The organism is Collimonas sp., from assembly GCF_035566375.1.
In the GTDB taxonomy this organism is placed as follows: domain Bacteria; phylum Pseudomonadota; class Gammaproteobacteria; order Burkholderiales; family Burkholderiaceae_D; genus Collimonas.
The window spans coordinates 212310-234172 of the sequence record NZ_DATMRK010000029.1 but is presented as its reverse complement, the minus strand read 5'-3'; the positions used below and the strand labels follow the sequence as shown (position 1 = coordinate 234172).

At 58.5% G+C, this 21863-nt stretch carries 15 protein-coding genes; 10 read left to right on the top strand and 5 right to left on the bottom strand.

Annotated elements, in window-relative coordinates:
* Positions 1-148 precede the first annotated feature (148 nt).
* A complete protein-coding gene (locus VNZ60_RS09155) occupies positions 149-358 on the top strand; it encodes a hypothetical protein (protein WP_325658311.1) in 210 nt (69 codons plus the stop codon).
* A gap of 218 nt (positions 359-576) precedes the next feature.
* A complete protein-coding gene (locus VNZ60_RS09150) occupies positions 577-1182 on the top strand; it encodes a hypothetical protein (protein WP_325658309.1) in 606 nt (201 codons plus the stop codon).
* On the opposite strand, the gene VNZ60_RS09145 is transcribed toward VNZ60_RS09150, so the two are convergent.
* The 4 genes from VNZ60_RS09145 to VNZ60_RS09130 all read right to left on the bottom strand — a co-directional run bounded on the left by VNZ60_RS09145 (position 1179) and on the right by VNZ60_RS09130 (position 11334).
* Positions 1179-1385, bottom strand: a complete 207-nt coding sequence (locus VNZ60_RS09145; protein ID WP_325658307.1) for an MbtH family protein — start codon at positions 1383-1385, stop codon at positions 1179-1181. The genes VNZ60_RS09150 and VNZ60_RS09145 overlap by 4 nt on opposite strands.
* Positions 1386-1405: 20 nt before the next feature.
* On the bottom strand, positions 1406-2761 hold the full coding sequence (locus VNZ60_RS09140; protein WP_325658306.1) for a glycosyltransferase: 1356 nt from the start codon (positions 2759-2761) through the stop codon (positions 1406-1408).
* Between the two features lie 42 nt (positions 2762-2803).
* Positions 2804-10324 carry a non-ribosomal peptide synthetase gene (locus VNZ60_RS09135; protein ID WP_325658304.1) on the bottom strand — a complete coding sequence of 2507 codons (7521 nt, stop codon included), beginning with the start codon at positions 10322-10324 and terminating at the stop codon, positions 2804-2806.
* A gap of 479 nt (positions 10325-10803) precedes the next feature.
* Entirely contained in the window at positions 10804-11334 is a 531-nt protein-coding gene (locus VNZ60_RS09130; protein WP_325658302.1) for a PaaI family thioesterase, read from the bottom strand.
* A gap of 147 nt (positions 11335-11481) precedes the next feature.
* On the opposite strand from VNZ60_RS09130, the gene VNZ60_RS09125 reads away from it, so the two are divergent.
* The 5 genes from VNZ60_RS09125 to aceA all read left to right on the top strand — a co-directional run bounded on the left by VNZ60_RS09125 (position 11482) and on the right by aceA (position 18167).
* A complete protein-coding gene (locus tag VNZ60_RS09125) occupies positions 11482-12471 on the top strand; it encodes an esterase/lipase family protein (RefSeq protein WP_414648801.1) in 990 nt (329 codons plus the stop codon).
* An 11-nt stretch (positions 12472-12482) separates the two neighbouring features.
* Positions 12483-13451 carry a lipase secretion chaperone gene (locus VNZ60_RS09120; RefSeq protein ID WP_325658298.1) on the top strand — a complete coding sequence of 323 codons (969 nt, stop codon included), beginning with the start codon at positions 12483-12485 and terminating at the stop codon, positions 13449-13451.
* A gap of 266 nt (positions 13452-13717) precedes the next feature.
* Positions 13718-14053 (top strand): hypothetical protein, encoded by a 336-nt coding sequence (locus VNZ60_RS09115; protein WP_325658296.1) that lies wholly within the window; start codon positions 13718-13720, stop codon positions 14051-14053.
* A gap of 146 nt (positions 14054-14199) precedes the next feature.
* On the top strand, positions 14200-16569 hold the full coding sequence (locus tag VNZ60_RS09110) for a TonB-dependent receptor (protein ID WP_325658294.1): 2370 nt from the start codon (positions 14200-14202) through the stop codon (positions 16567-16569).
* 302 nt (positions 16570-16871) lie between these two features.
* A complete protein-coding gene (gene aceA / locus VNZ60_RS09105; RefSeq protein ID WP_211461921.1) occupies positions 16872-18167 on the top strand; it encodes an isocitrate lyase in 1296 nt (431 codons plus the stop codon).
* A gap of 98 nt (positions 18168-18265) precedes the next feature.
* Here the strand turns inward: aceA and VNZ60_RS09100 are convergent, their stop codons facing one another.
* On the bottom strand, positions 18266-18742 hold the full coding sequence (locus VNZ60_RS09100) for an Lrp/AsnC family transcriptional regulator (protein WP_325658290.1): 477 nt from the start codon (positions 18740-18742) through the stop codon (positions 18266-18268).
* 269 nt (positions 18743-19011) lie between these two features.
* Between VNZ60_RS09100 and VNZ60_RS09095 the strand changes: the two genes are divergently transcribed.
* The 3 genes from VNZ60_RS09095 to VNZ60_RS09085 all read left to right on the top strand — a co-directional run bounded on the left by VNZ60_RS09095 (position 19012) and on the right by VNZ60_RS09085 (position 21859).
* On the top strand, positions 19012-19989 hold the full coding sequence (locus VNZ60_RS09095) for an ABC transporter substrate-binding protein (protein ID WP_325658288.1): 978 nt from the start codon (positions 19012-19014) through the stop codon (positions 19987-19989).
* Between the two features lie 128 nt (positions 19990-20117).
* A complete protein-coding gene (locus VNZ60_RS09090; protein WP_325658286.1) occupies positions 20118-21065 on the top strand; it encodes an ABC transporter permease in 948 nt (315 codons plus the stop codon).
* Positions 21065-21859, top strand: a complete 795-nt coding sequence (locus VNZ60_RS09085; RefSeq protein ID WP_325658284.1) for an ABC transporter ATP-binding protein — start codon at positions 21065-21067, stop codon at positions 21857-21859. Before VNZ60_RS09090 ends, VNZ60_RS09085 begins: the two co-directional genes overlap by 1 nt.
* Positions 21860-21863: the final 4 nt, after the last annotated feature.

Sequence of the window (21863 nt, the reverse complement as noted above, 5' to 3'; positions counted from 1 at the left end):
GTGCAATTTTATCAGCGACCCTATATACGCCAAAGTTATATCTTGTTATTTGTATATAACAATCCGGTTGTTAAGGAGTATTTCTGTTTGATAAAGATGAGGGGGAGAACATGCAAAAATTGTATTTCTATGGCATAGTGAACGCACTATGAAAGCACTTCAAAGCGCATTGGCCAAAACAGTTCTCGCTGATCCGAGTGCGAAGCTGCAACTGCGCGCCTATCTGGCCAGCCGGAACTCCAAGTCATCATTATCAACTTCCGCCACTTCTGTTCCCACTGACGACCTGATCAGCCTGCATTCCGCGCAAGAGGGAACCGTTCTGTACCGTATCAGCGTTGTCCCCGCAGCCGCCTGAGCGGAACGATGAACGTAGCGTTACCTGCTTTAATCGTTTTCCTTCTATTACTCCCCGGATTTATCGCTCGCTCCAGATTCAAGCGTGCCGAGCGTGTTTCCCTTGACTATTCCCCGTTCGGGCAGATTGTTACAGAGGCAATGCTGTGGAATTGCATTTTCCACCCGCTGTGGCTGCTCGTGTCTGCATGCTTGTTTGGACGCATACTGCAACCGCTATTGTTGCTCGAACTCTTGTCCTCCGACCCTGTTGCTCAGTCCAAGGCGGTCCAGGGCATCGCTGCGCAGTTTTTCTGGATATGCGTTTATTTCCTGAGTTTGTATGGCGGCGCCTGGATCGTGCCCAATAGTTTTCGGCTCGTCATCATTCACTTCGGGCTAGATCGGGCAGGCAGTAACTGGCTAGCTCCCTGGTTACGCTTTAACGATGCGCCTTGGTACTACTTGCTGACCGGCGCCGATTTTGACGAAGAACGGCGGCCGGACCTGATCGCCGTATCGGCGATTGTCAATGTAGCCGGGCAAGCGGTGTTGTTTACTGGCATTCTCCAGGATTATTTTTTCGATACCAACGGCAACCTGGACCGGCTTATCTTGCAACAGGTGATGCGGCGGCCGCTGGTCGCCGACAAGGAAAACGACGCCACGGTCGAGCAAGACCTGGCGCGTTTCTACGGAGTCGATGGCGATTATTTTGTGTTGCGCTATAGCGAAGCCATTACCCTCAACGTTGAATATCTCAAGATCGCCAAGGTCAGGGCTGAAGCTCCTCTTGATGGCGCACCGCCAGCGAACGCGGCCAGCGATGCCAGGATCATGGCCTAGGCGCTAGCAATTGCCAGCGAGCGCGGCCGCATGTCGGTCCAGCTGGCTTCGATGAAAGCGCTGCAGGATGCACGATCGCTGGCAGCCAGGGCGATCACCCAGCCGGCAGGAACCTCGATGAAAGTCGGCCACAGAGAGTACTGTCCTTCTTGATTGCTCAATACCAGGAAACTGGCGTCCTTGTCGTCAAACGGATTGTTCATATTCAAGCTCCTTGTTTGATTTAAACCATTGCGGCTGATGCCGCTGATACAGCATTGATATCGGCTACAGTGCCTGTCTGCCCCAGCTGCCCCAGCGCCGCAATTGCCTCGGCGATCTCGGTAAGTGCGTGATGGCGCGCGAAATCGTCGCGCAGAATCCTGGCGCGCTGGCGATATTGAGGCTCGCTCAAAACCTTGCGCACGGCATCGCCGATTTGACGCGGGCTTGGCTGACCGCTGCCAAGATTGATGCCCGCGCCCGACCAGGCCACGCGGGCGGCGATCTCCGGTTTTTCCTCGGTATTTCCGGCCACCACCAGCGGCACCCCAAGACTGAGCGCGTGATTGACAGAACCATAGCCGCCGTTGGTCACCATCGCGTGCACCTTGGGCAGCAAGCGGTCATACGGCAAGAACGGCAGCACCCGGGCATTCGCGGGTATCGCCAGATTCATGCCGGCCGGCAGCGGGCCGCCGGTGGTGGCGATGACCTGGATGTCTTGGGCGGCCGCCAGAGCACTTAAGCTTGGACCGATCAACTGTGCCGGATTCTGGTTGGCCAGGGTGCCCTGCGTGACCAGCACCACCGAACGGCCATCGTCCAGCTCATGCCACCAGTCGGGCGCACTGAAATGAAGGCTGGCCGGCGCCAGCAACGGGCCGACGAAACGCACCGATGGCGGCAGGTCGCTGCGTGGATATTCGAAGGATTCTGAAGTCAATTGCAGATAAAGATCCGGCAAGGTGATCATGGCGTCGATGAAGAAAGCCGGCAGCGAAGGACAGCCCGAGCGCGTCAGCAGGCTATCGAAGTAACGCTGGACCTCGCCGAACATTGCCTGCTTGAGATTGCTGGTCATCGCCAGGTTGCGCTGCCGTCCTTCGGCAGTGGCCGAAGGTGGCAGCGCAGTGCCGAAGAACGCCGTATCGCAACTCGATAGCGGCAATGCCGAGATGCCGATGGCGACGATAGCCGGACGTGCGTGCCGGGGGCCGAGCAACAGCGGGAAAGTGCCGCAGAACATAGTGTCGGTGAGGATGGCGTCGGCCGCGAAGGTTTGCAGGATGGAACGGATTCCAGCCAGTTGCGGCGCCATGGCGTCAGCAAAAAAATGCTTCAAGCCAAAGCAAAGTTGCGCATGCGCCGATTGCATGCGGTTGCGCTCGGGAAAACGCTGGTCTAGCTGGCGATAGTCGAAATCGATAGCGCGCTCGAAGGCGCTAAAGGTGGCGCCGGTGGCCTCGGCCTGGGCCTGAAACTGGCTCGCGGTATGTACCCGCACTTCATGTCCGAGGCCGACCAGATGCTGAGCGATCGCCAGCATCGGCAAAACGTGCCCGGGCAAGGCGGTTGCAGCGATCAGATAGCGTGCCATGTGTCGATCCTAAGGTTTGAGTTAATACCGGCGCAACACCGTTTAGATACTGATCTCGACGGCGCTGCGCACTTGCCTGATGCCCAGGTTGACGAAATAACGTTCCAGCAAATCACGATCGACCGGACGTATGGCGGCACCTATCGCTTGCAGTTGCGCATGGGTAGCCGCGCCGCAGACTTGCGGCGTCGTCGCCGCAGCGTCATAACGATCCAGGATTGCCAGCACTGCCGCCAGATCGCGATCCTGGCTGATGGCCAGGCGTTCATGCGCGCGCTGCAGCCAGGACGCCAGCGCCAATGGCTCCAGGCTCAGGCCCAGCCGTTCGAATACCGGCGGGATGTCGCGCACCCGCAATGGCGTCTGGCTCATCAAGTGGTACACCTGGCCCCACGAAGCTGGCGCGCCGGCCAGGCCGAGGATGGCGCGCGCGACGTCGTCTACCGGCGTCAGGTTGAGCGGCAGATCCATATCGGGAATCGCCTCCAGTTCCGCGTACAGATGCGCCACGCGCCAGATCAGATCGACGGCGTTGCAAATCGCATGGGTGTGATCGCCGGTCACTGCGCCCAGCCGGTATATCGCTACCGGCAGGCCGCGCGCCTGTGCTTCTCTGGCTAGCGCGTCGCCGACCCATTTGCTTTGGCTGTAACCATCCAGCAATCCGGCCCACGACGCCAGCGCCGAACGTTCTGTGACTAGCCCCTCGCTGTTGCCCGGATCGATCACCGCCAGCGTCGAGATGTAATGCAAGCTCTTGGCGCGGCCATGCGCGGTCCAGTCGAGCAAGGTCACCACACTGTCGACATTGGCGGCTTTCAGGCTGGCGTAAGGATGGAGAAAATCAACCTGGGCGGCGCAGTGATAAATGGCGTCGCAATCGTCGCGAATCATTTCTACCGCGCGCTCGTCGAGGCCGAGCTGTGGCGCGCCGAGGTCGCCTGCCACCACCTCGATCCGGGCGTCGTCCCAGATTGCCGCCAGTTGGCGTTCAGCCAGCGTACGCTGCAGGCGCAGCTTGCCCGCATCTGCATCGGCTGCCCGTACATGGCAAATCACGCGTGCCGATGTGTCGCGCAGCAGGGTCGCCAACAGGTGGCTGCCGACGAAGCCGCTGGCGCCGGTGAGAAATACCTGTGCCGGAGTTAATGACGGCGATCCGCCATGACCACGGATATGTGCCGGCAAGTGAACTTCTCGCGCCAGGTCTGGCGCCGCAGCGGTACTGCCGGTGTTGTCGATCAAGGCTGCCAATTCGGCGATCGACGGATGAGTATAAATCCCGGCGTGCGGGAAGTCGGGGCGGATCTGCTCGCGGATACGCATGCCGAGCTGGATCGCCAATAGCGAGTGGCCGCCGAGTTCGAAGAAATTGTCATGGATGCTGACCTGCTGCAGATGTAGAGTCTCGGCCCATAGCTCGGCCAGTATTTTTTCGGTTGGCGTGCGTGGTGCGCTATACGGCGTTGCTGCCTGCCGTTCAGGTGCCGGCAGCGCCTTGCGATCGAGTTTGCCGCTGGGGCTGAGCGGCAGGGCTGGCAGATTGACGAAGGCGGACGGCACCATGTAGTCAGGCAGGGCCAGCGCTACATGCTGACGCAGTTCGGCCGGTTGCGGATCGGTGGCAGGGACGGCGACTACATAGGCCACCAGGCGTTTCTCGCCTGGCACGTCTTCGCGCGCAATCACGGCGACCTGGGCTAGCTGCGGATGCTGCAGCAGCACCGATTCAATCTCACCCGGCTCGATGCGGAAGCCGCGGATTTTTACTTGTTGATCGGCGCGGCCGAGGAAATCCAGGCTGCCGTCGCTGCGCCAGCGCGCCAGATCGCCGCTGCGGTACATGCGGCTGCCTGCTGCGCCGTAGGGATTGGCAACGAAACGTTCGGCGCTGAGCACGGGCCGGTTCAGATAGCCGCGCGCCAGGCCGCTGCCGGCAATATACAGTTCGCCGGTGACACCGGCCGGCACCGGCTGCAAGCCGCCGTCGAGCACGTACATCTGGGTATTCCAAACCGGCCGGCCGATCGACGGCAGTTCAGCCGCATTCAAAGGCGAGCTCAAGCTCGCGCAGATGGTGATCTCAGTCGGACCGTAGGCGTTAATCATGTAGCGCCCCTGCGACCAGCGCGCCGCCAGCGCCGGCGGGCAAACATCGCCGCCTACCAGCAGCGTGTGCAAATGGGCGAATTCGCCCGCCGGCAGGGTCGCCAGCGCTGCCGGTGGAATCAATGCATGGCTGACCGTCTGCCGTGTCAGCAAGGCGGCCAGTTCTTCGCCCAGCAATTGTTGCGCCGTCGGCACCACCAGCGCCGCACCGGCGGCGAAGGCCATCAGTTGGTCCATGATGGAAGCATCGAAACCACATGAAGAAAATTGCAAAACACGCGAATCCGGCGTAATTGCCAAGCGCTCAAGCAGGGCAAGCGCCAGGCTGCTCAGACCCGCATGAGGCACCACCACGCCTTTGGGCGTGCCGGTGGAACCTGAGGTGTAGATGATGTAGGCCGCCTCTTTCTCATTAAATGACCGTCCTTTGCCAAGCTTGCCGAGATTGCTATCGGCCTGTATCGCCAGTGAGGCAACAATGGTGTCGCTATCGAGAACCAAGCGATGGGGAACGTCGACCAGCTGTGGCAGTTGCGCAGCGCAAGTGATCACGCAGGCTGGCGCCGCCTCGTAAAACACGAAAGAGCTGCGCGCAGTCATATGATTCGGATCGATAGGCAGATACGTCGCACCCACTTTGACGATGGCCAGATGCGCCAGCATCAGGTCCAGCGAGCGTGGCAATACGGTGGCGACGATCGCACCGGGAGCGATGCCTTGTCCGCGCAACAGATGCGCAAGCCGGTTGGCCCGGGCATTCAGCTCGGCATAACTTACCGTAGCGTGATCAAGCGCCACTGCTACTGCGTGCGGACGTGCGCTGGCCTGGGCTTCCACCAAGGATGCCATGGTGACTGGCTGCAAGTTGCGCGCACTACCGCTCCAATCGACCAGCAGGCGTTGGCTTTCCTCGGCGCTCAAGATATCGATGCTGCTGATTGCTTGGTCCGGTGCGTCGCAAGCCTGTTCCAGCAAATGCAACAGGCGCGCCGCGATGGCTTCGACGCTGCTGCGTTCGAACAGATCGCTACTGTATTGAATGCCGCCGCTGATGCCGCCCGGCAAACCGTCGGCGCTGCGTTGTTCGCTGAGAATGAAGGACAGATCGAATTTTGCGGTATCGATCGCCACCGGCTGTGGTGTGATCGACAAGCCGGGCAAGCTGAAGGAGAGCCGGCTGCTGTTCTGGAAACCCAGCATGACCTGGAACAAGGGCAGGTTGCTGCGTGAACGCTCGGGCCGCAGCAGTTCCACCAAACGGTCGAATGGAAATTCCTGATTGGCATAGGCGGCCAGGTTGGTAGTGCGGACCCGCGCTATCAGCTCACGCAAGCTGGGTTGACCGGAGGTGTCGGTACGCAGCACCAGCGTATTGACGAAACAGCCGATCAATTCGTCCAGTGCATGATCGCTGCGGCCGGCGACCGGGCTGCCGATGGCGATATCGTTACCGGCGCCCAAACGGCTCAACAGGCCTGCCAATCCCGCTTGCAATACCATGAATACGCTGGCCTGGCTGTCGCGCGCCAGTTGCAATATGCGTTGGTGCAATTGCGGCGCTATTTGCAGCGGTACGACGTCGCCCCGATAGCTGGGGGTGAGCGGGCGTGGATGATCCGAGGGTAATGTCAATTGCTCGGGAAGATCGCGTAACGTGGCGCGCCAAAACTCGCGCTGACGGCCAGCCATGCTATCGGGATCGTCTTCGTTGCCCAGCAATTCTTGTTGCCATAGGGCGTAGTCGGCATATTGCAACGGCAACGGGGTCCAGCCAGGTGCTTCAGCGCGGCAGCGCGCAGCGTAAGCGATGCTCAGATCGCGGCCTAGCGGCAGCAGCGATGCACCGTCGCCAGCGATATGATGGGTCAGCAACAGTAGTACATGTTCATCTGGCTCCAGCCTGAATAAATAGACCCGTAAAGGTGCTGCACTGCCAAGCGCAAAACCATGCCCAGCCGCTGCCTGCAACATGGCGGCCAGTTCATCTTCGCTGGTGTCGGCTTCGATCAGCGCCGGATAGGCAGCCGCGCCGTCGAGTATCTGTTGATATGGCAGCCCCGCTTCATTGGGATAAATTGTGCGCAGGCTCTCGTGACGTTGCACCAGATCGCCCAGGGCTGTGTGCAGAGCAGCGCGGTCGAGTGCGCCGGACAAACGCAAAGCCAGCGGCATATTGTAGGCAGGGCTGGGGCCTTCCAGCTGGTTCATCAGCCACAAACGGCGTTGTGCGAAGGAGAGTGGAATCCGCGGTGGGCGTGGCATGGGCGCCAGGCTCGGACGCGCTACCGACTCCTGATCAAGCCGCTCTGCCAGTCCGGCGATGGTGGATACCTGGAACAAGGTATCCAGCGGCAGATCGATCATGAATTGCTGACGGATCATCGAGATCAGTTGCACAATCATCAGCGAGTGGCCGCCGAGTTCGAAGAAATTGTCATGGACGCCGACGCGCGGCAGGTGCAAAGTCTCGGCCCATAGTTCAGCCAGTATTTTTTCGGTTGGCGTGCGTGGTGCGCTATACGGCGTCGCTGCCTGCCGTTCGGGCGCCGGCAACGCCTTGCGGTCGAGTTTGCCGCTGGGGCTGAGCGGCAGGGCCGGTAGATTGACGAAGGCTGAAGGCACCATGTAGTCAGGCAGGGCCAGCGCTACATGCTGGCGCAGTTCAGCCGCTTGCGGATCGGCGGCAGGGACGGCGACTACATAGGCCACCAGGCGTTTCTCGCCCGGCACGTCTTCACGCGCAATCACTGCCGCTTGCGCTACCTGCGGATGCTGCAGCAGCACCGATTCAATCTCACCCGGCTCGATACGGAAGCCGCGGATTTTTACCTGCTGATCGGCGCGGCCGAGGAAATCCAGGCTGCCGTCGCTGCGCCAGCGCGCCAGATCGCCGCTGCGATACATGCGGCTGCCTGCTGCGCCGTAGGGGTTGGCAACGAAGCGTTCGGCGCTGAGCACGGGCCGGTTCAGATAGCCGCGCGCCAGGCCGCTGCCGGCAATATACAAGTCGCCAGTGACACCGGCCGGCACCGGCTGCAAGCCGCTGTCGAGCACATACATTTGGGTATTCCAGATCGGGTAACCGATCGGAACCCGCTCTGGATTTGGTTCTGCAGGTGATGCTGCATCCGATCCGCGGCGGCATTCCCACGCGGTGACGTCGACCGCGGCTTCGGTCGGTCCGTACAGATTATGCAGTTCGCAGCCAAGGCGTTGCTGGAACTGCGCTTGCAGTGACGGCGCCAGCGCTTCGCCGCTGCAAATTACGCGCCGCAGTGTGCCACATGCCGCCGCCGCGGGTTCAAGCAGGAACACTTCCAGCATCGACGGCACGAAATGGATGGTGGTGATGTGCTCGCTGGCGATCAAGGCAGCCAGGTAGGCCGCATCCTTGTGACCGCCGGGTTTTGCCAGCACCAATGTGGCGCCGTCTATCAGCGGCCAGAAAAATTCCCATACCGAGACGTCGAAGCTTGAGGGGGTTTTCTGCAGCACGCGATCATCGCCCTGCAAGGCATAACGGGCTTGCATCCAGCGCAGGCGGTTGACGATCGCGCGGTGCGATACCACCACCCCTTTCGGAGTCCCGGTAGAGCCCGAGGTGTAGATCACATAAGCCGGGTGCAGAGGGCTAAGCGCCGCACTACGCAGGCTGTGGTCCAGGTTGGTGCCGGCAAAGCCAGCTAGCGCTGTCGTCGTCTGTGGCAGATCGAGCAATAGATGGGGGGCTTGGCCTGGCAGTGTCTGCGCCAGCTCCGCGATCGTGATCAGGCAAACCGGTTGTGCATCGCTGAGCATGAATGCAATCCGCTCTTGCGGATAGTCTGGATCGACCGGCAGGTAAGCGGCGCCGGTTTTCAATATTGCCAATAGTGCGACCACCAGTTCCAGCGAACGCGGGACGGCAATCGCCACGGTACGCTCTGGGCCGGCGCCACGCGCATGTAGCAGATGCGCCAATTGATTGGCGCGTTGATTCAGTTCGGCGTAGCTCAGAGCTTTGCCCTCGAAGCGCAGTGCGATGGCTTGCCCATTGCGGGCGACCCGGGCTTCTATCAGCGTCGCCAGGTTGCTGTCCGGCACAGCGTGTTCCGTGTCATTCCAGTCGACCAGCAACTGCGTGCGTTCGGCCGCATCAAGCAGATCTATGTGGCCGATTTTTTGCGTCGGTTGATGGATCACTGCCGTCAGGAAGGTCAGCAGGCGGCGTTGATGATCGGCCAGATCCTGCGCGGTATACAGCGCAGGATTGGCGTCAAAATCGATCTGCAAGTCCTGGCCGTTGCCGCGTTCGTAAAGAAATATTCCTAAATCTTCGGCCGTGCCGTTGGACAGATTGCGCGGCTTGGCGAGATGCTCGCCAAAACGAAAATCGTAATCGAACGGCTCGACGTTGATCACGGTGGTGAACAATTGCCGATTGTTGAGCAGCATGCCCAAGTCATTGCGCAGGTTTTCGTAGCGATAGGACTGATGCCGCAAGATCTGCCGCATCTGCCGTCCGACTGCCCGAATCAATTCTTCGATCGGCAGTTCCGCACTCAGCGCCAGACGCAACGGCAAGATATTCGCCACCATGGCCGGCACGCGCCGCATGCGATCGTTGTGGCGCGCCGTGACCGGCACGCCGATCACCATATCCGCAACGCCGGTAGCCCGATATAGATAGGCCGCAGTGGCGGCAATCAAGATCTGCGGCAGGGTAGCGCCCAATTCCTGCGCGATGGTTTGCAGAGCGCTCACGCTGGCAGCCGGCAGATGGACCGTCTGGCGTAGCAAGCCACCGATGTTGACCGAGCGGTTAGCGGCCAGGCTTAAAGGATCCGGGGCATCGCTAAAGTGCTCGATCCAATACTGGCGATCACGCGGGAAACGGCCCGATTCGCGGTAAGCGCTATCCTCTTGCGCAAGCTGCGAAATCGGCGCAAAACGCGATTCTTCCGGGGCGGCGCTACGCTTGACCAGCGCACTGTAAATGTCGGCCAGGCGGCGTGCGATCAGGCCGCCGCCAAAGCCGTCGAGTACGATGTGGTGGCTGCGGTGGTACCAGATATAGTGATCCGGCGCGGTGCGGATCAATGCCGACATCCATAACTGGCCGTGTGTCACATCAATGTTGCGACTGAAATCGGCGCGCATCCAGGCTTCCGCTGCAGCGCTTGGATCATGGTCGCGGCTGAAGTCGAGATAGGGCAGTTCGCCGCTGAAGCTCGCCGCCACTATTTGTTGCGGCCCATGTTCGGTATCGGCGAAACGCAGGCGCGCGGCCTCGGCTTCATTGGCCACTTCTCGCATGGCGGTGAAGAAATGCACCAGATCTATCTCGCCGAAGATATCGACGGCCTCGGCCAGATTGAAGTTGGTGTCTGGCGACGCGAATTTGGCGCCAAGCCACATTGCCATTTGACCAGGGGTCAGGGCTGCGGTCACAGCAGGGCGATCGACGGTATCCAAGCGTTTCTCCATATCATGAGTGAATGCGGCAATGAGTTGGCAACGGGTTCATGGCACGGGATGAATGCATGGCTCACCCTCTGATGCGGGGGAAATATGGATAACCTGTTCGCGTTAATGCACCCGTCGATCCGCACAAACGCTAGTCAAACGCTAGTTTTGCGGGTCAATTTTGTTGCAATGCGATGGATGATATTTGCGATGATGCAGGCAATCGAATATTTCCAAGCGGAAATTAATATATCTTGTCGATTTCTGCTTTGCTAGCTATAAAAAATGACAGCTATTTAAAAAAGAGAATTGGTGATAAAAGGCTCGCGCCGGTGTCTGGCGCGATAGCTTTTGATTAATTTTTTTGAAGGATTATGCTGCGTTGCGGTGCGTTAAATTGCTCTGCAACGCTTACTAGTGCACTAGTGTAGTGCGCTAGTGCTGAATTGGTTCGCCAGTCAGCATCTCGTTCAATACGGTTTCTGGTTTTAGGGTAGTGCAAACACCAGGCAGGTAGTAGTTGCATGTGCATAGATTTTGCCGTCGACATCCACGATATCGGCTTCCGCCACACCGACCCTGCCGCCGACCTGGATCGCTTTGCCGATGGCGCGCACCGGGCCGGTTTTATCGGTCAGCGCCCGGATCAGATTGACCTTCAACTCCAGCGTGGTATAGCCGCTGCCCTTGGGCAGCATCGATTGCACCACGCAACCGAGCGCCGAATCCAGCAAGGTGCAAAAGTAACCGCCGTGCACGCTGCCGATCGGATTGTAGTGCCGCATGTCTGGCGTACCTTGAAACACCACGCGGCCGGGCTCCGCCTCGATCAGGGTGAAATCCAGGGTTTGTGCTATCGGCGCTACCGGCAACTCTCCGTTCAGGATGCGTTGTAAAAATTCAACGCCGCTGTATTGCTTCAATTGTTCCAGCGAGGCTACGCCAGGGCCGGCCAGTTTGGCGCGTACGGCGCTTTCCTGTGCTTGCCATTGCGCCAGGATTTGTTCACGGTTGGACATTCGATTTGTTCTCCTGTTTGCTGCTTGTTGCAGCAGCTCATCATAATTAAATGTAAAAAGGATAATGCTTGAGGGTGAGATTTTGTTTGTGTAGCATTCGGCAATTTTTCAGGGGCTGCACGACAGTGCGCCCGCTTATCACGGAATATGAATATGAAATTGGTACGCCGAATTGTAGTTGCTTCTGTCTTTTGCTGTTGTTACACACTGGGGCAAGCGCATGCCTCTGAATCCAGCCTGCCCAGGGTCTCCAGCGCCTACGCACAAACTAAATACCCGATCGTGCTGGTGCACGGATTGACCGGTACTTCCAAATACTTTGGCCTACTCGACTACTGGTGGCAGATTCCTGGCGATCTGCGCGCCAACGGCGCCACTGTCTATGTTGCTAACGTCGCAGCCTTTAACAGCAACGAACAGTCCGGTGAAGAGTTGCTGAAGCAGATCGGCAGCGTACTGGCCGCCACCGGCGCCGCTAAAGTCAATCTGATCGGGCATAGCCAGGGCGGCACTACCTCGCGCTATGCCGCTGCTGTCAAACCGCAATGGGTCGCCTCGGTCACTACCATCGGTACTCCGCATGCGGGAACGGTGGTTGCCGATATGGTGAACGATATTGTGAATATGACGCCGCAGGCCCTGAAGAATTTGGTGGTTGACGGCAGCTCGCTATTTGGCTCCTTGGTGAGTTTGTTTGCCGGCAACTTGCAGTCGCAAGATCCGTTAGCGGCTTTGCACGCCTTGACCACAGTCGGCGCCGCCGATTTCAATCGCCGTTATCCTAGCGCCGGCTTGCCTGCCAGCTGCAGCAGCCAGAGCGGCGCGGTTTCCGAGGTCCGTAGCGGCAACACGCAATTGCTCTACTCCTGGACCGGCAACCAGCCCTTCACCAATTTTCTTGACGTCGGCGATTCGATGATGTTAGTGGGCAGTGCGATCATCAAAGGCGCGGGCGGCGGCGCCAATGATGGCACGGTGTCGGTATGCAGCGCACGCTTCGGCCGCGAACTGGGGGGGTATGGCTGGAATCATCTGGATGGAGCGAATCAGTTGTTCGGTTTGCGTGGCTTGTTCAGCGCCGATCCGGTGGTGACCATACGGACTCAGGCCAATCGTCTCAAGACAGCTGGTTTATAAAGGTTTGCCAGATGCAAGCCAAAAATCGGTTGCAGTTAGGGCTAGGGCTGCTGGCGCTCGTCATCGGCTTGCTTGCTGTGGCGTTGATCTGCTTCCGTTCGACGGGGCCGGCAGCGTTGACGAGCGGCGCGCAAGCTGACGCACAGGTAAATGCGTCTGGCCGCTTCGGTCCCGGCCAGTGGAGCGATGCGGCGCCGGCAAACGTCGCGGCTGCGGCTGATACCAGCCCGCCACAAGGGCTGGAAGTGGGCGTCGATCAGCATTTGCGCATTAACCGTGCCTTGCGCGATGTGTTCGACTATTACTTATTGGGTGGTTTTCCGGGTTCCAGGGCTGAACACATGGCGCAGTTGCTGGCGCATCTGAAAGCCGGCTTGCCGGCGCTTGCCTATGCCGATGCCGAGCGGCTTGCCCAGTCTTATCTGGCGTATCTGACGGCCCATGATGCATTGCTGGCGCGCCAGGCCATGCCGGTCGTGACGCTCGACAGCCAGATGGCAGCGCCGGATGCAGAGCGCATCGCGGCCTGGTTTTCGCAACTGTCGCGCCTGCGACAAGACATGCTGGGTGTTGCAGTGGCAAGAATCTGGTACGGCGACGAAGATGCGGAATCGCAACAGCTGCTGATGGCTTTAAGCGGCGGCGCCAAGATGCCTTTGAGTTCCGCCGCCGCGGACCCTGTGCAAAAGGGTTTTGACGACATCCGTCTGCTACGCCAGCAGGGCGGCGGCCGGCAAGCGCAACGTGACATGATGGCGCAGCAGTTTGGCGCGGCGGCGGCGCAGCGCTTCGATCGGCTTGGGCAGGAGGAGCAAGCCTGGCAGGATCGTTATGTGCAATATCGTCAGGCTGCCGAGCAGATCCGGCAACAGACCGGTAGCGCAAAAGAAGATCGCCAGCGGCAAATCGAGGCCTTGCGCAGCCGGGCCTTTAGCGATGACGCGGAACGCATGCGTGCGCAGGCGCTCGATCGTCAGTGAGTTTGCATATTAAATTAAACTATGCAACTGTGTTGCAATTAAGTTGCAAACAATACCGGTTCGAGATTACACTCGCAGCATGACGTCTTTGATTTTTACCAGAGACAAGAACCAGGCCAAAACCGCATGTATTGTCAGCAGATCAGATCCGTCCAGTCGTCGCCGCGCTTAGCACGCTTAGTGCACGATACGGACACGTCTGCAGATTTGCGGAAGATAGCCGTGCCTTGCCGCCGCGAGGACCGCGGGGGCCGCAGGTGTCTTCCATGCGGCTGATCGTCGAACCGCATTTCCATGCCCGGCGCCGCTTCAGGCTGCGTTTGCAGCAGCTTGCGCTGTGGCTGGCGCTGGCCATCCTGGTATTGCAACTGGTCGGGATGGCTTTCCACAACCATAGCCTGGCCGATGTTTCGTCCGACTGCGTCAGCTGCGATCTGGCTGCCGATTTCCCGTCTCCTGTCCCCTCCAGCCCGGTACCGGTGCTGACGCCGGTGCTGGTATTTGCGTACCGTACCGCTGTCGAACAGGCCTATGCCTTTATACCGGCACAAAAGCATTACCTGATTCCCCATTCTCAAGCCCCGCCGACCTCCCTCGTCTGACGTTTTGTTTTTCTATTTGTGTCTGACTTAGGACAGCCCTAAAGCTGTTTGCATGCCATTTCCCGCTCGTGTGGCGGCGCTTGCCGCCGCTCCGGAAATGCTGGTCGGGTTATTCGCGGGGTTATTCCCCTTGCTGGAGTTTGAGAATGAAAACACGTTTGTTACGACTAACTACTTTGATTGCGCTCGCCTACGGCGTTGCCATCCCGGCCGCTTATGCACAGTCCGCCGCAAAACAAATCAGCGGCGCCGTCCACGATGCGCTCGGCCATCCTTTGCCTGACGCCACCGTCGCCTTGAAAGACGCGACCGGCAACGCCGTCGGCAGCACCAGGAGCGATCAGCAGGGGCATTTTGTCTTTAGCGGCATTGCTCCCGGCAGCTACGCCATCAGCGTTGGCAAGCCTTCCTTCCAGTCCGAAACCGGCACCGTGACGGTAGCTGACGAGGCGGGTGCAACTGCCGATATCACCTTGAAAGCCAGCCAAGCCGGCACGGTCGAGGTTGGCAAGACGGTGGTCATCACCGCTGATCGCCTGGATCGCGCCAGGAACGGGATACAGGTAGAAACCGGCAGCAGCATTTATCGCATCGGCCGCAAGGAAATCGCCGCCATGCCGCAGGGCGAGGACACGGCGTTCAATGAAGTGTTGCTGCGCGCCCCCGGCGTGGCCCAGGATTCCTTCGGTCAGTTGCATGTGCGCGGCGACCACGCCAACTTGCAATACCGGTTGAACGGCATCATCCTGCCGGAAAGCATTTCCGGTTTCGGCCAGACCCTGGATACCCGCTTTGTCGACAGCGTCAGCGTCCTCACCGGCGCCTTGCCGGCGCAATACGGCTATCGGACCGCAGGTGTGGTCGATATCCATACCAAGACCGGCGAGCTGGCCAATGGCGGCGATATCGGCGTGCAGATCGGCAGCAACAATACGCGCCAGGTCAGCGGCGACGTCAGCGGCAGCACCGACTCCTTCAGTTATTACATCAACGGTTCTTTCGATGCCAACAATCTGGGCATAGAAAATCCGGTCGGCACGCGTAACGCTTTACACGACCGGACTTTGCAAAACAAGGCCTTTGGTTATTTTTCCTATTTGCTCGATCCTGATACGCGCGTCAGCCTGATCCTGGGCAATTCGGACGGCCGCTTCCAGATCCCGAACCGCCCCGGCCAGACGCCGAGCTTCCAGCTCGACGGCGTGACCGATTTTCCGTCGGCTAACGTCAATGAACGGCAGCGCGAAACCAATCGCTACGGGATTCTTGCCCTGCAAGGAAAAATCGGCTCCGACATCGATTACCAGGTGGCGGCGTTCAGCCGTTATACGAAAGTGCTGTTCGAGCCGGACCAGGTCGGCGATCTGTTGTATACCGGCGTTGCCTCCCGCGTATTGCGGACCGGCCTGGCGAACGGCTTGCAGGCCGACGGCAGTTATCGCCTGAACGCCAGCCATACAATACGCGCCGGTATCAATTACACGCGAGAGAACCTGAAGAACAGCAGCGACTCCCTGACTTTCCCCGCCGATGACAGCGGCGCCCAGCTATCTACGCAGCCGATCGCGCTGTCTGACCGCAACCAGAAGACCACCAACCAGACCGGCTTGTATCTGCAAGACGAATGGAAGCTGAACGATAAAGTGACCGTGAACTACGGCGCCCGCGCCGACTGGATCAACGCCTATGTCACTGCCAGCCAGTTCAGCCCACGCATCGGCGTGGTGTACCAGATGACACCGCGGACCACCTTCCACGCCGGTTACGCCAGATACTTCACGCCGCCTGCCAGCGAGCTGATCGGCTCCAGCACCATTGCCAGCTTCAACGGCACCACCAATGCTTCCGCCAGCAGCCAGAACGACCCGGTGCAGGCCGAACGTGCGAATTATTTCGATCTGGGCGTCAATCATCAATTGACGCAGCACCTGACCTTGGGGCTGGACGGCTACTACAAGAAAGTAACAAACCTGCTGGACGAAGGACAGTTCGGATCGGCCCTGCTGTTCACACCGTTTAACTATGCACAGGGCAAGGTTTATGGGCTGGAGCTGACCTTGAACTATCGCAATGGCGACCTGGGCGCCTATCTGAATCTGGCGCGCGCCACGGCGCTGGGAAAAAATATCGTGTCCGGCCAGTACAACTTCTCACAGGATAAGCTCGATTACATCTCCAACCACTGGGTGCACCTGGATCATGACCAGGCCATCACCGCGTCGACCGGCGTCTCCTATCTGTGGCAGGGCACGACGCTGACCGCGGATGCGCTGTTCGGCAGCGGCTTGCGCAGCGGCTTCGCCAATACCGATCACTTGCCTGCGTATACCGAGGTCAACCTGGGCGCCAGCCATGTATTCAAGGATAGTCCGATCGGCAAGTTCACTACGCGCTTAAGCGTCATCAATCTGTTCGACAAGGTCTACGAAATTCGCGACGGTTCCGGCATTGGCGTCGGCGCACCGCAGTTTGGGCAGCGGCGCGGTTTCTATCTGTCGATGACAAAATCGTTCTAAGTGTGCCAAAAGTGCACCAGGTGCGAGGCCGGGGAGTGTGCTTCCCGGTCTCCGATCGCGATATTTCAGGATGCGGAATTTGCGTTTCATAATATGAAATATGAAAATGCGAAGCACCATTTTCATATTTCACTCTCAGGGATTTTATTCCACATCGCGAAAATTGAAAGTTAAGTTATTGAATTTAAACGAAATAAAAATACTTATATGTCTTATATAAGACATTGTTGCCGCGCACAGATAAGCCTACTATTTAGTCATCGAATTTGATTTCACTTTTTGTTTTTAACAGGAGAACGACGATGACTACACGTGAACAGCAAGTAGCAGCATTGGCCAAGGACTGGGCTGAGAATCCACGCTGGAAAGGCGTTACCCGCAATTATTCGGCGGAAGACGTGGTCCGGTTGCGCGGTTCGGTACAGATCGAACATACGCTGGCAAAGCGCGGCGCCGAAAAACTGTGGAATCTGGTTCACGATGAGCCCTTCGTCAACGCCCTCGGCGCGCTGACCGGCAATCAAGCGATGCAGCAAGTCAAGGCTGGCTTGAAAGCGATCTATCTGTCGGGCTGGCAAGTTGCCGGCGACGCCAACCTGGCCGGCGAAATGTATCCTGACCAATCGCTGTATCCAGCCAACTCGGTGCCGCTGGTGGTCAAGCGCATCAACAATACTTTCCAGCGTGCCGACCAGATCCAATGGTCGGAAGGCAAAAACGATATCGACTTTTTCGCCCCTATCGTGGCGGATGCTGAAGCCGGTTTCGGCGGCGTGCTGAATGCCTACGAACTGATGAAATCGATGATCGATGCCGGCGCTGCCGGCGTTCACTTCGAAGATCAACTGGCATCCGTCAAGAAGTGCGGCCACATGGGCGGCAAGGTGCTGGTGCCAAGCCGTGAAGCAGTCGAAAAGCTGAACGCCGCACGTCTGGCTGCCGACGTTTCCGGCACATCGACCCTGGTGATCGCTCGCACCGATGCGGAAGCTGCCGATTTGCTGACTTCCGACGTCGATGACAACGACAAGCCATTCCTGACCGGCGAGCGCACCGTTGAAGGTTTCTACAAGACCCGTCCAGGTATCGACCAGGCAATCTCGCGCGCACTGGCCTATTCGCCTTACGCCGATCTGGTGTGGTGTGAAACCGGCAAGCCGGACCTGGCTTTCGCCAAGAAATTCGCGGAAGCGGTGCATGCCAAGTTCCCAGGCAAGATGCTGGCGTATAACTGCTCGCCGTCGTTCAACTGGAAAAAGAACCTGGACGACGCCACTATCGCCAAGTTCCAGAAAGAACTGGGCGCCATGGGTTACAAGTTCCAGTTCATCACGCTGGCTGGTTTCCATGCATTGAACTACTCGATGTTCAACCTGGCGCACGGTTATGCACGCAACCAGATGTCGGCTTTCGTCGAACTGCAAGAGGCCGAATTCGCTGCTGCCGACAAGGGCTTCACTGCGGTCAAGCATCAGCGCGAAGTCGGCACCGGTTATTTCGATGCAGTGACCCAGGCTATCCAGCAAGGTCAGTCGTCGACTACAGCTTTGCACGGGTCGACCGAAGATGAACAATTCTTCGAATCCAAGGTTGCCTGATCTGCCGTATGAAAGTTGATTGAATGCCGGTGCTATCTCGCCAGTGATTCAGGAAGCCGCATCCCACAAGGATGCGGCTTTTTTATTTGACCCGGAATTTATGCGGCCGGCAACGGCAGCATATTGGTTGCCTTGATTTCATCCAGGCAGACGCTGGAACGCACGCCGCTGACGCCGCGCATGCGCATCAGTTTTTCCATCAGAAAATCCGACAGTTCTTTCAAATCGTGCGCGGTAACCTTGAGCACGTAATCGAAATCGCCCGTGATTGAATAACACTCCAGAATCTGCGGCCATTCGTTGATGGCGATTTTGAAGCCGGACAAATCGTTGATATGACCTTTCTCCATCGATACGTGGACAAAGGCAATCACGTTCAAACCCAGGCTGGCCGGGCTCAGCCTGGTTTCATAGCCGACAATGAAGCCCGCTTGCTCCAGTCTGCGATGGCGGCGATGACATTGCGGCGCCGACAAATTGACCGCTTCCGCCAGTTCCAGATTGGATGCACGGCCGTTCTGCTGCAAGAAAGTCAAGATTTTGCGGTCGATTTGATCGATGTCGATTTTGTGCAATTTATTCTCGATTTATTGATTTACGCCGAAATTATATTTCATAAGCGATTAAAAATCGGGCTCAAGTCGCAAACCAATTTTCAGCGTTAAAAGCTATACTTTTTTCGAAGCTGGAGTCGCAGTTGGGTGGCGGCAAGTGTGCAATCAGGCCTGCCTGACTGCCGATTCCGGGTTTATATAAAATCTGTAGCGGCAGGGAAATATTTCTTGCCGTAATATAAAGAAGCCGATTCCCGGCAATCAAAACAGATCAATCTGGAGACAAATTCATGAAATTTCCTTTCTTACGTTCAGCTATCGCATCTGTAGTCCTGCTCAGCCTGGCGGGCGTATCCGCTTCGGCTGCCTATGCCGCTGACAAAACCGTGGTCGTCACGGCGATCGTTGAACATCCTGCGCTGGACGCTGTGCGCGACGGTGTCAAGGATGAGTTGAAGGCCGCCGGTTACGAGGCCGGCAAAAACCTGAAGTTCGAATACCAAAGCGCGCAAGGCAATAACGGCACGGCGGCGCAGATCGCGCGCAAGTATGCCGGCAGCCAGCCGGATGTCGCGGTGGCGATTGCGACCCCTTCGGCACAGGCGCTGGTAGCCGCTACCAAGACGGTGCCCATCGTGTACGCCGCGGTTACCGATCCGGTAGCCGCCAAGCTGGTGAAGAGCTGGGATGCCTCCGGCACCAATGTCACCGGCGTTTCCGACATGTCGCCATTGGCCAAGCAGATCGAACTGATCCGCCAGGTCGCGCCGAAGGCCAAGCGCATTGGCGTCATCTATAGCCCGGGCGAAGCGAACTCGGTGTCCATCGTCGAATCCCTCAAGAAGCTGCTGGCCGGCACCGACCTGACCCTGGTTGAAGCCGCTGCCGCCCGCACCGTCGATATCCCTGGCGCTGCCCAAAGCCTGATAGGCAAGGCCGATGTGATCTACGCGCCTACCGATAACAACGTCATGTCGGCGTTAGAGGGCATCGTCAGGGTTGCCGAGCAAGCCAAGCTGCCGGTGGTCGCCGCCGATACCGGCGCGGTAAAACGCGGTGCGGCAGCTGCCATCGGTTTGAACTATTACGATCTCGGCCGTCAAACCGGCAAGATTGTGGTGCGCATTCTGAAGGGTGAAGCGGCTGGCAAAATCGCCTCGCAAACCAGCACGACATTTGAACTCTACGTGAATCCTAAAGCTGCCCTGAAACAGGGACTGACCTTGTCGCCTGAACTGATCAAGTCGGCCAAGGTGGTCGAACAATAAGATGCGCGCGGGTGGCTGTTGCGGCCATCCGCATCGTTCGTACATTGCATCGCTGTTGATTCTGTTTTGTTGGTGAACCGCCTGCCGCTTGTCTGGCTGGGCGGTTCCGAGCTTATTTAAGGAAGTTTATGTCGCTCATCGCTTCGCTTGGCGCCATCGAGATCGGCCTGATTTTCGGCCTGGTCGCGCTTGGCGTGTTCTTGTCTTTCCGTGTCGTCAATTTCCCCGATCTGACGGTCGACGGCAGTTTTCCTCTTGGCGGCGCAGTCGCCGCAACCTTGATTGTCTCTGGCTGGAATCCCTTCCTGGCCACCTTCGTCGCGCTGCTGGCCGGCGGCCTGGCGGGCTGCGTGACAGCCTGTTTGAACGTGTATCTGAAGATCATGCAATTGCTGGCCAGCATTCTGGTGATGATCGCACTGTATTCAGTCAACCTGCGCATCATGGGCAAACCTAACGTGGCGCTGATCAGCGAGCCGACGGTGTTCAGCATGATTCACGTTGGCGATCTGCCGGATTATTGGGTGCAGCCTTTGGTGATGGCAGTGATCGTGCTGATTGCCAAGCTCTTGCTGGATGCCTTCTTTGCTTCCGAGACCGGGTTGTCGATGCGCGCCACTGGCGCCAATGCGCGTATGGCGCGCGCTCAAGGCATTTCCACCAACCGCCAGACTGTCTGGGGCCTGGCGATTTCCAACGCGCTGGTGGCGTTGGCCGGTGCGTTGTTTGTACAGACCCAGGGCGGCGCCGATATCTCGATGGGCATAGGCACCATCGTGATCGGACTCGCTGCGGTGATCATCGGTGAAACCGTGGTGCCGGCACGCAGCCTGGTGATTACCACTGCAGCCTGCATCTTCGGCGCCGTGCTGTATCGCTTCTTCATTGCGCTGGCGCTGGATATGGATTTCATCGGACTCAAGGCGCAGGATCTGAATCTGGTGACTGCCGCGCTGGTCGGATTTGCGTTGTTGATACCTAACTTCAAGCGCAGCTTCGGCCGCATGCGCGGCAATCCGAAACTGAAGCCATCAGGCAACGGTGTTTTGCCGGCCACCCGGGAAGGGGAAAACTGATGTTGCAACTGAATAATCTGGAAATTACTTTCAATCCCGGCACGCCGATCGAAAACAAGGTGTTGCGCGGCCTCTCGCTGGAGATCCCGTCAGGGCAGTTTGTGACGGTGATCGGTTCCAACGGCGCCGGCAAGTCGACCATGTTGAACGCCGTCAGCGGCGATCTGATGGTGGATAGCGGCTGCATCAAGATTGACGGTGTCGACGCCACCCGGCGTTCCAGCTGGCAGCGTGCCGATCTGGTGGCGCGGGTATTCCAAGACCCGATGGCGGGCACCTGCGAAAGCCTGACGATTGAAGAAAACATGGCGCTGGCGTGGAAGCGCGGCAGCGCACGCGGCCTGCGTTTTTCCTTGAACAGCAAGCTGCGCGAACTGTTCCGCGACAAGCTCAGCATTCTTAATCTGGGCCTGGAAAATCGTTTGTCCGACCGCATGGGTTTGCTGTCCGGCGGCCAGCGCCAGGCAGTCAGCCTGTTGATGGCTTCGCTGCAGCCATCGCGCATCCTGCTGCTGGACGAGCATACCGCTGCGCTGGACCCGAAAACCGCCGCCTTCATCCTGGCGCTGACAGCCAAGATCGTTGAATCCAGCCAGCTGACGGCGATGATGGTGACGCATAGCATGCGGCAGGCGCTGGACTACGGCACGCGCACCGTGATGCTGCATGAGGGCAAGGTAATCCTGGATGTGCATGGCGAGCAGCGGCGCGGTCTGGACGTGCCGGATCTGCTGAGAATGTTTGAAACCACGCGCGGCGAAAAAATTGACGACGACAAGTTGTTGCTTGGATAGGTAT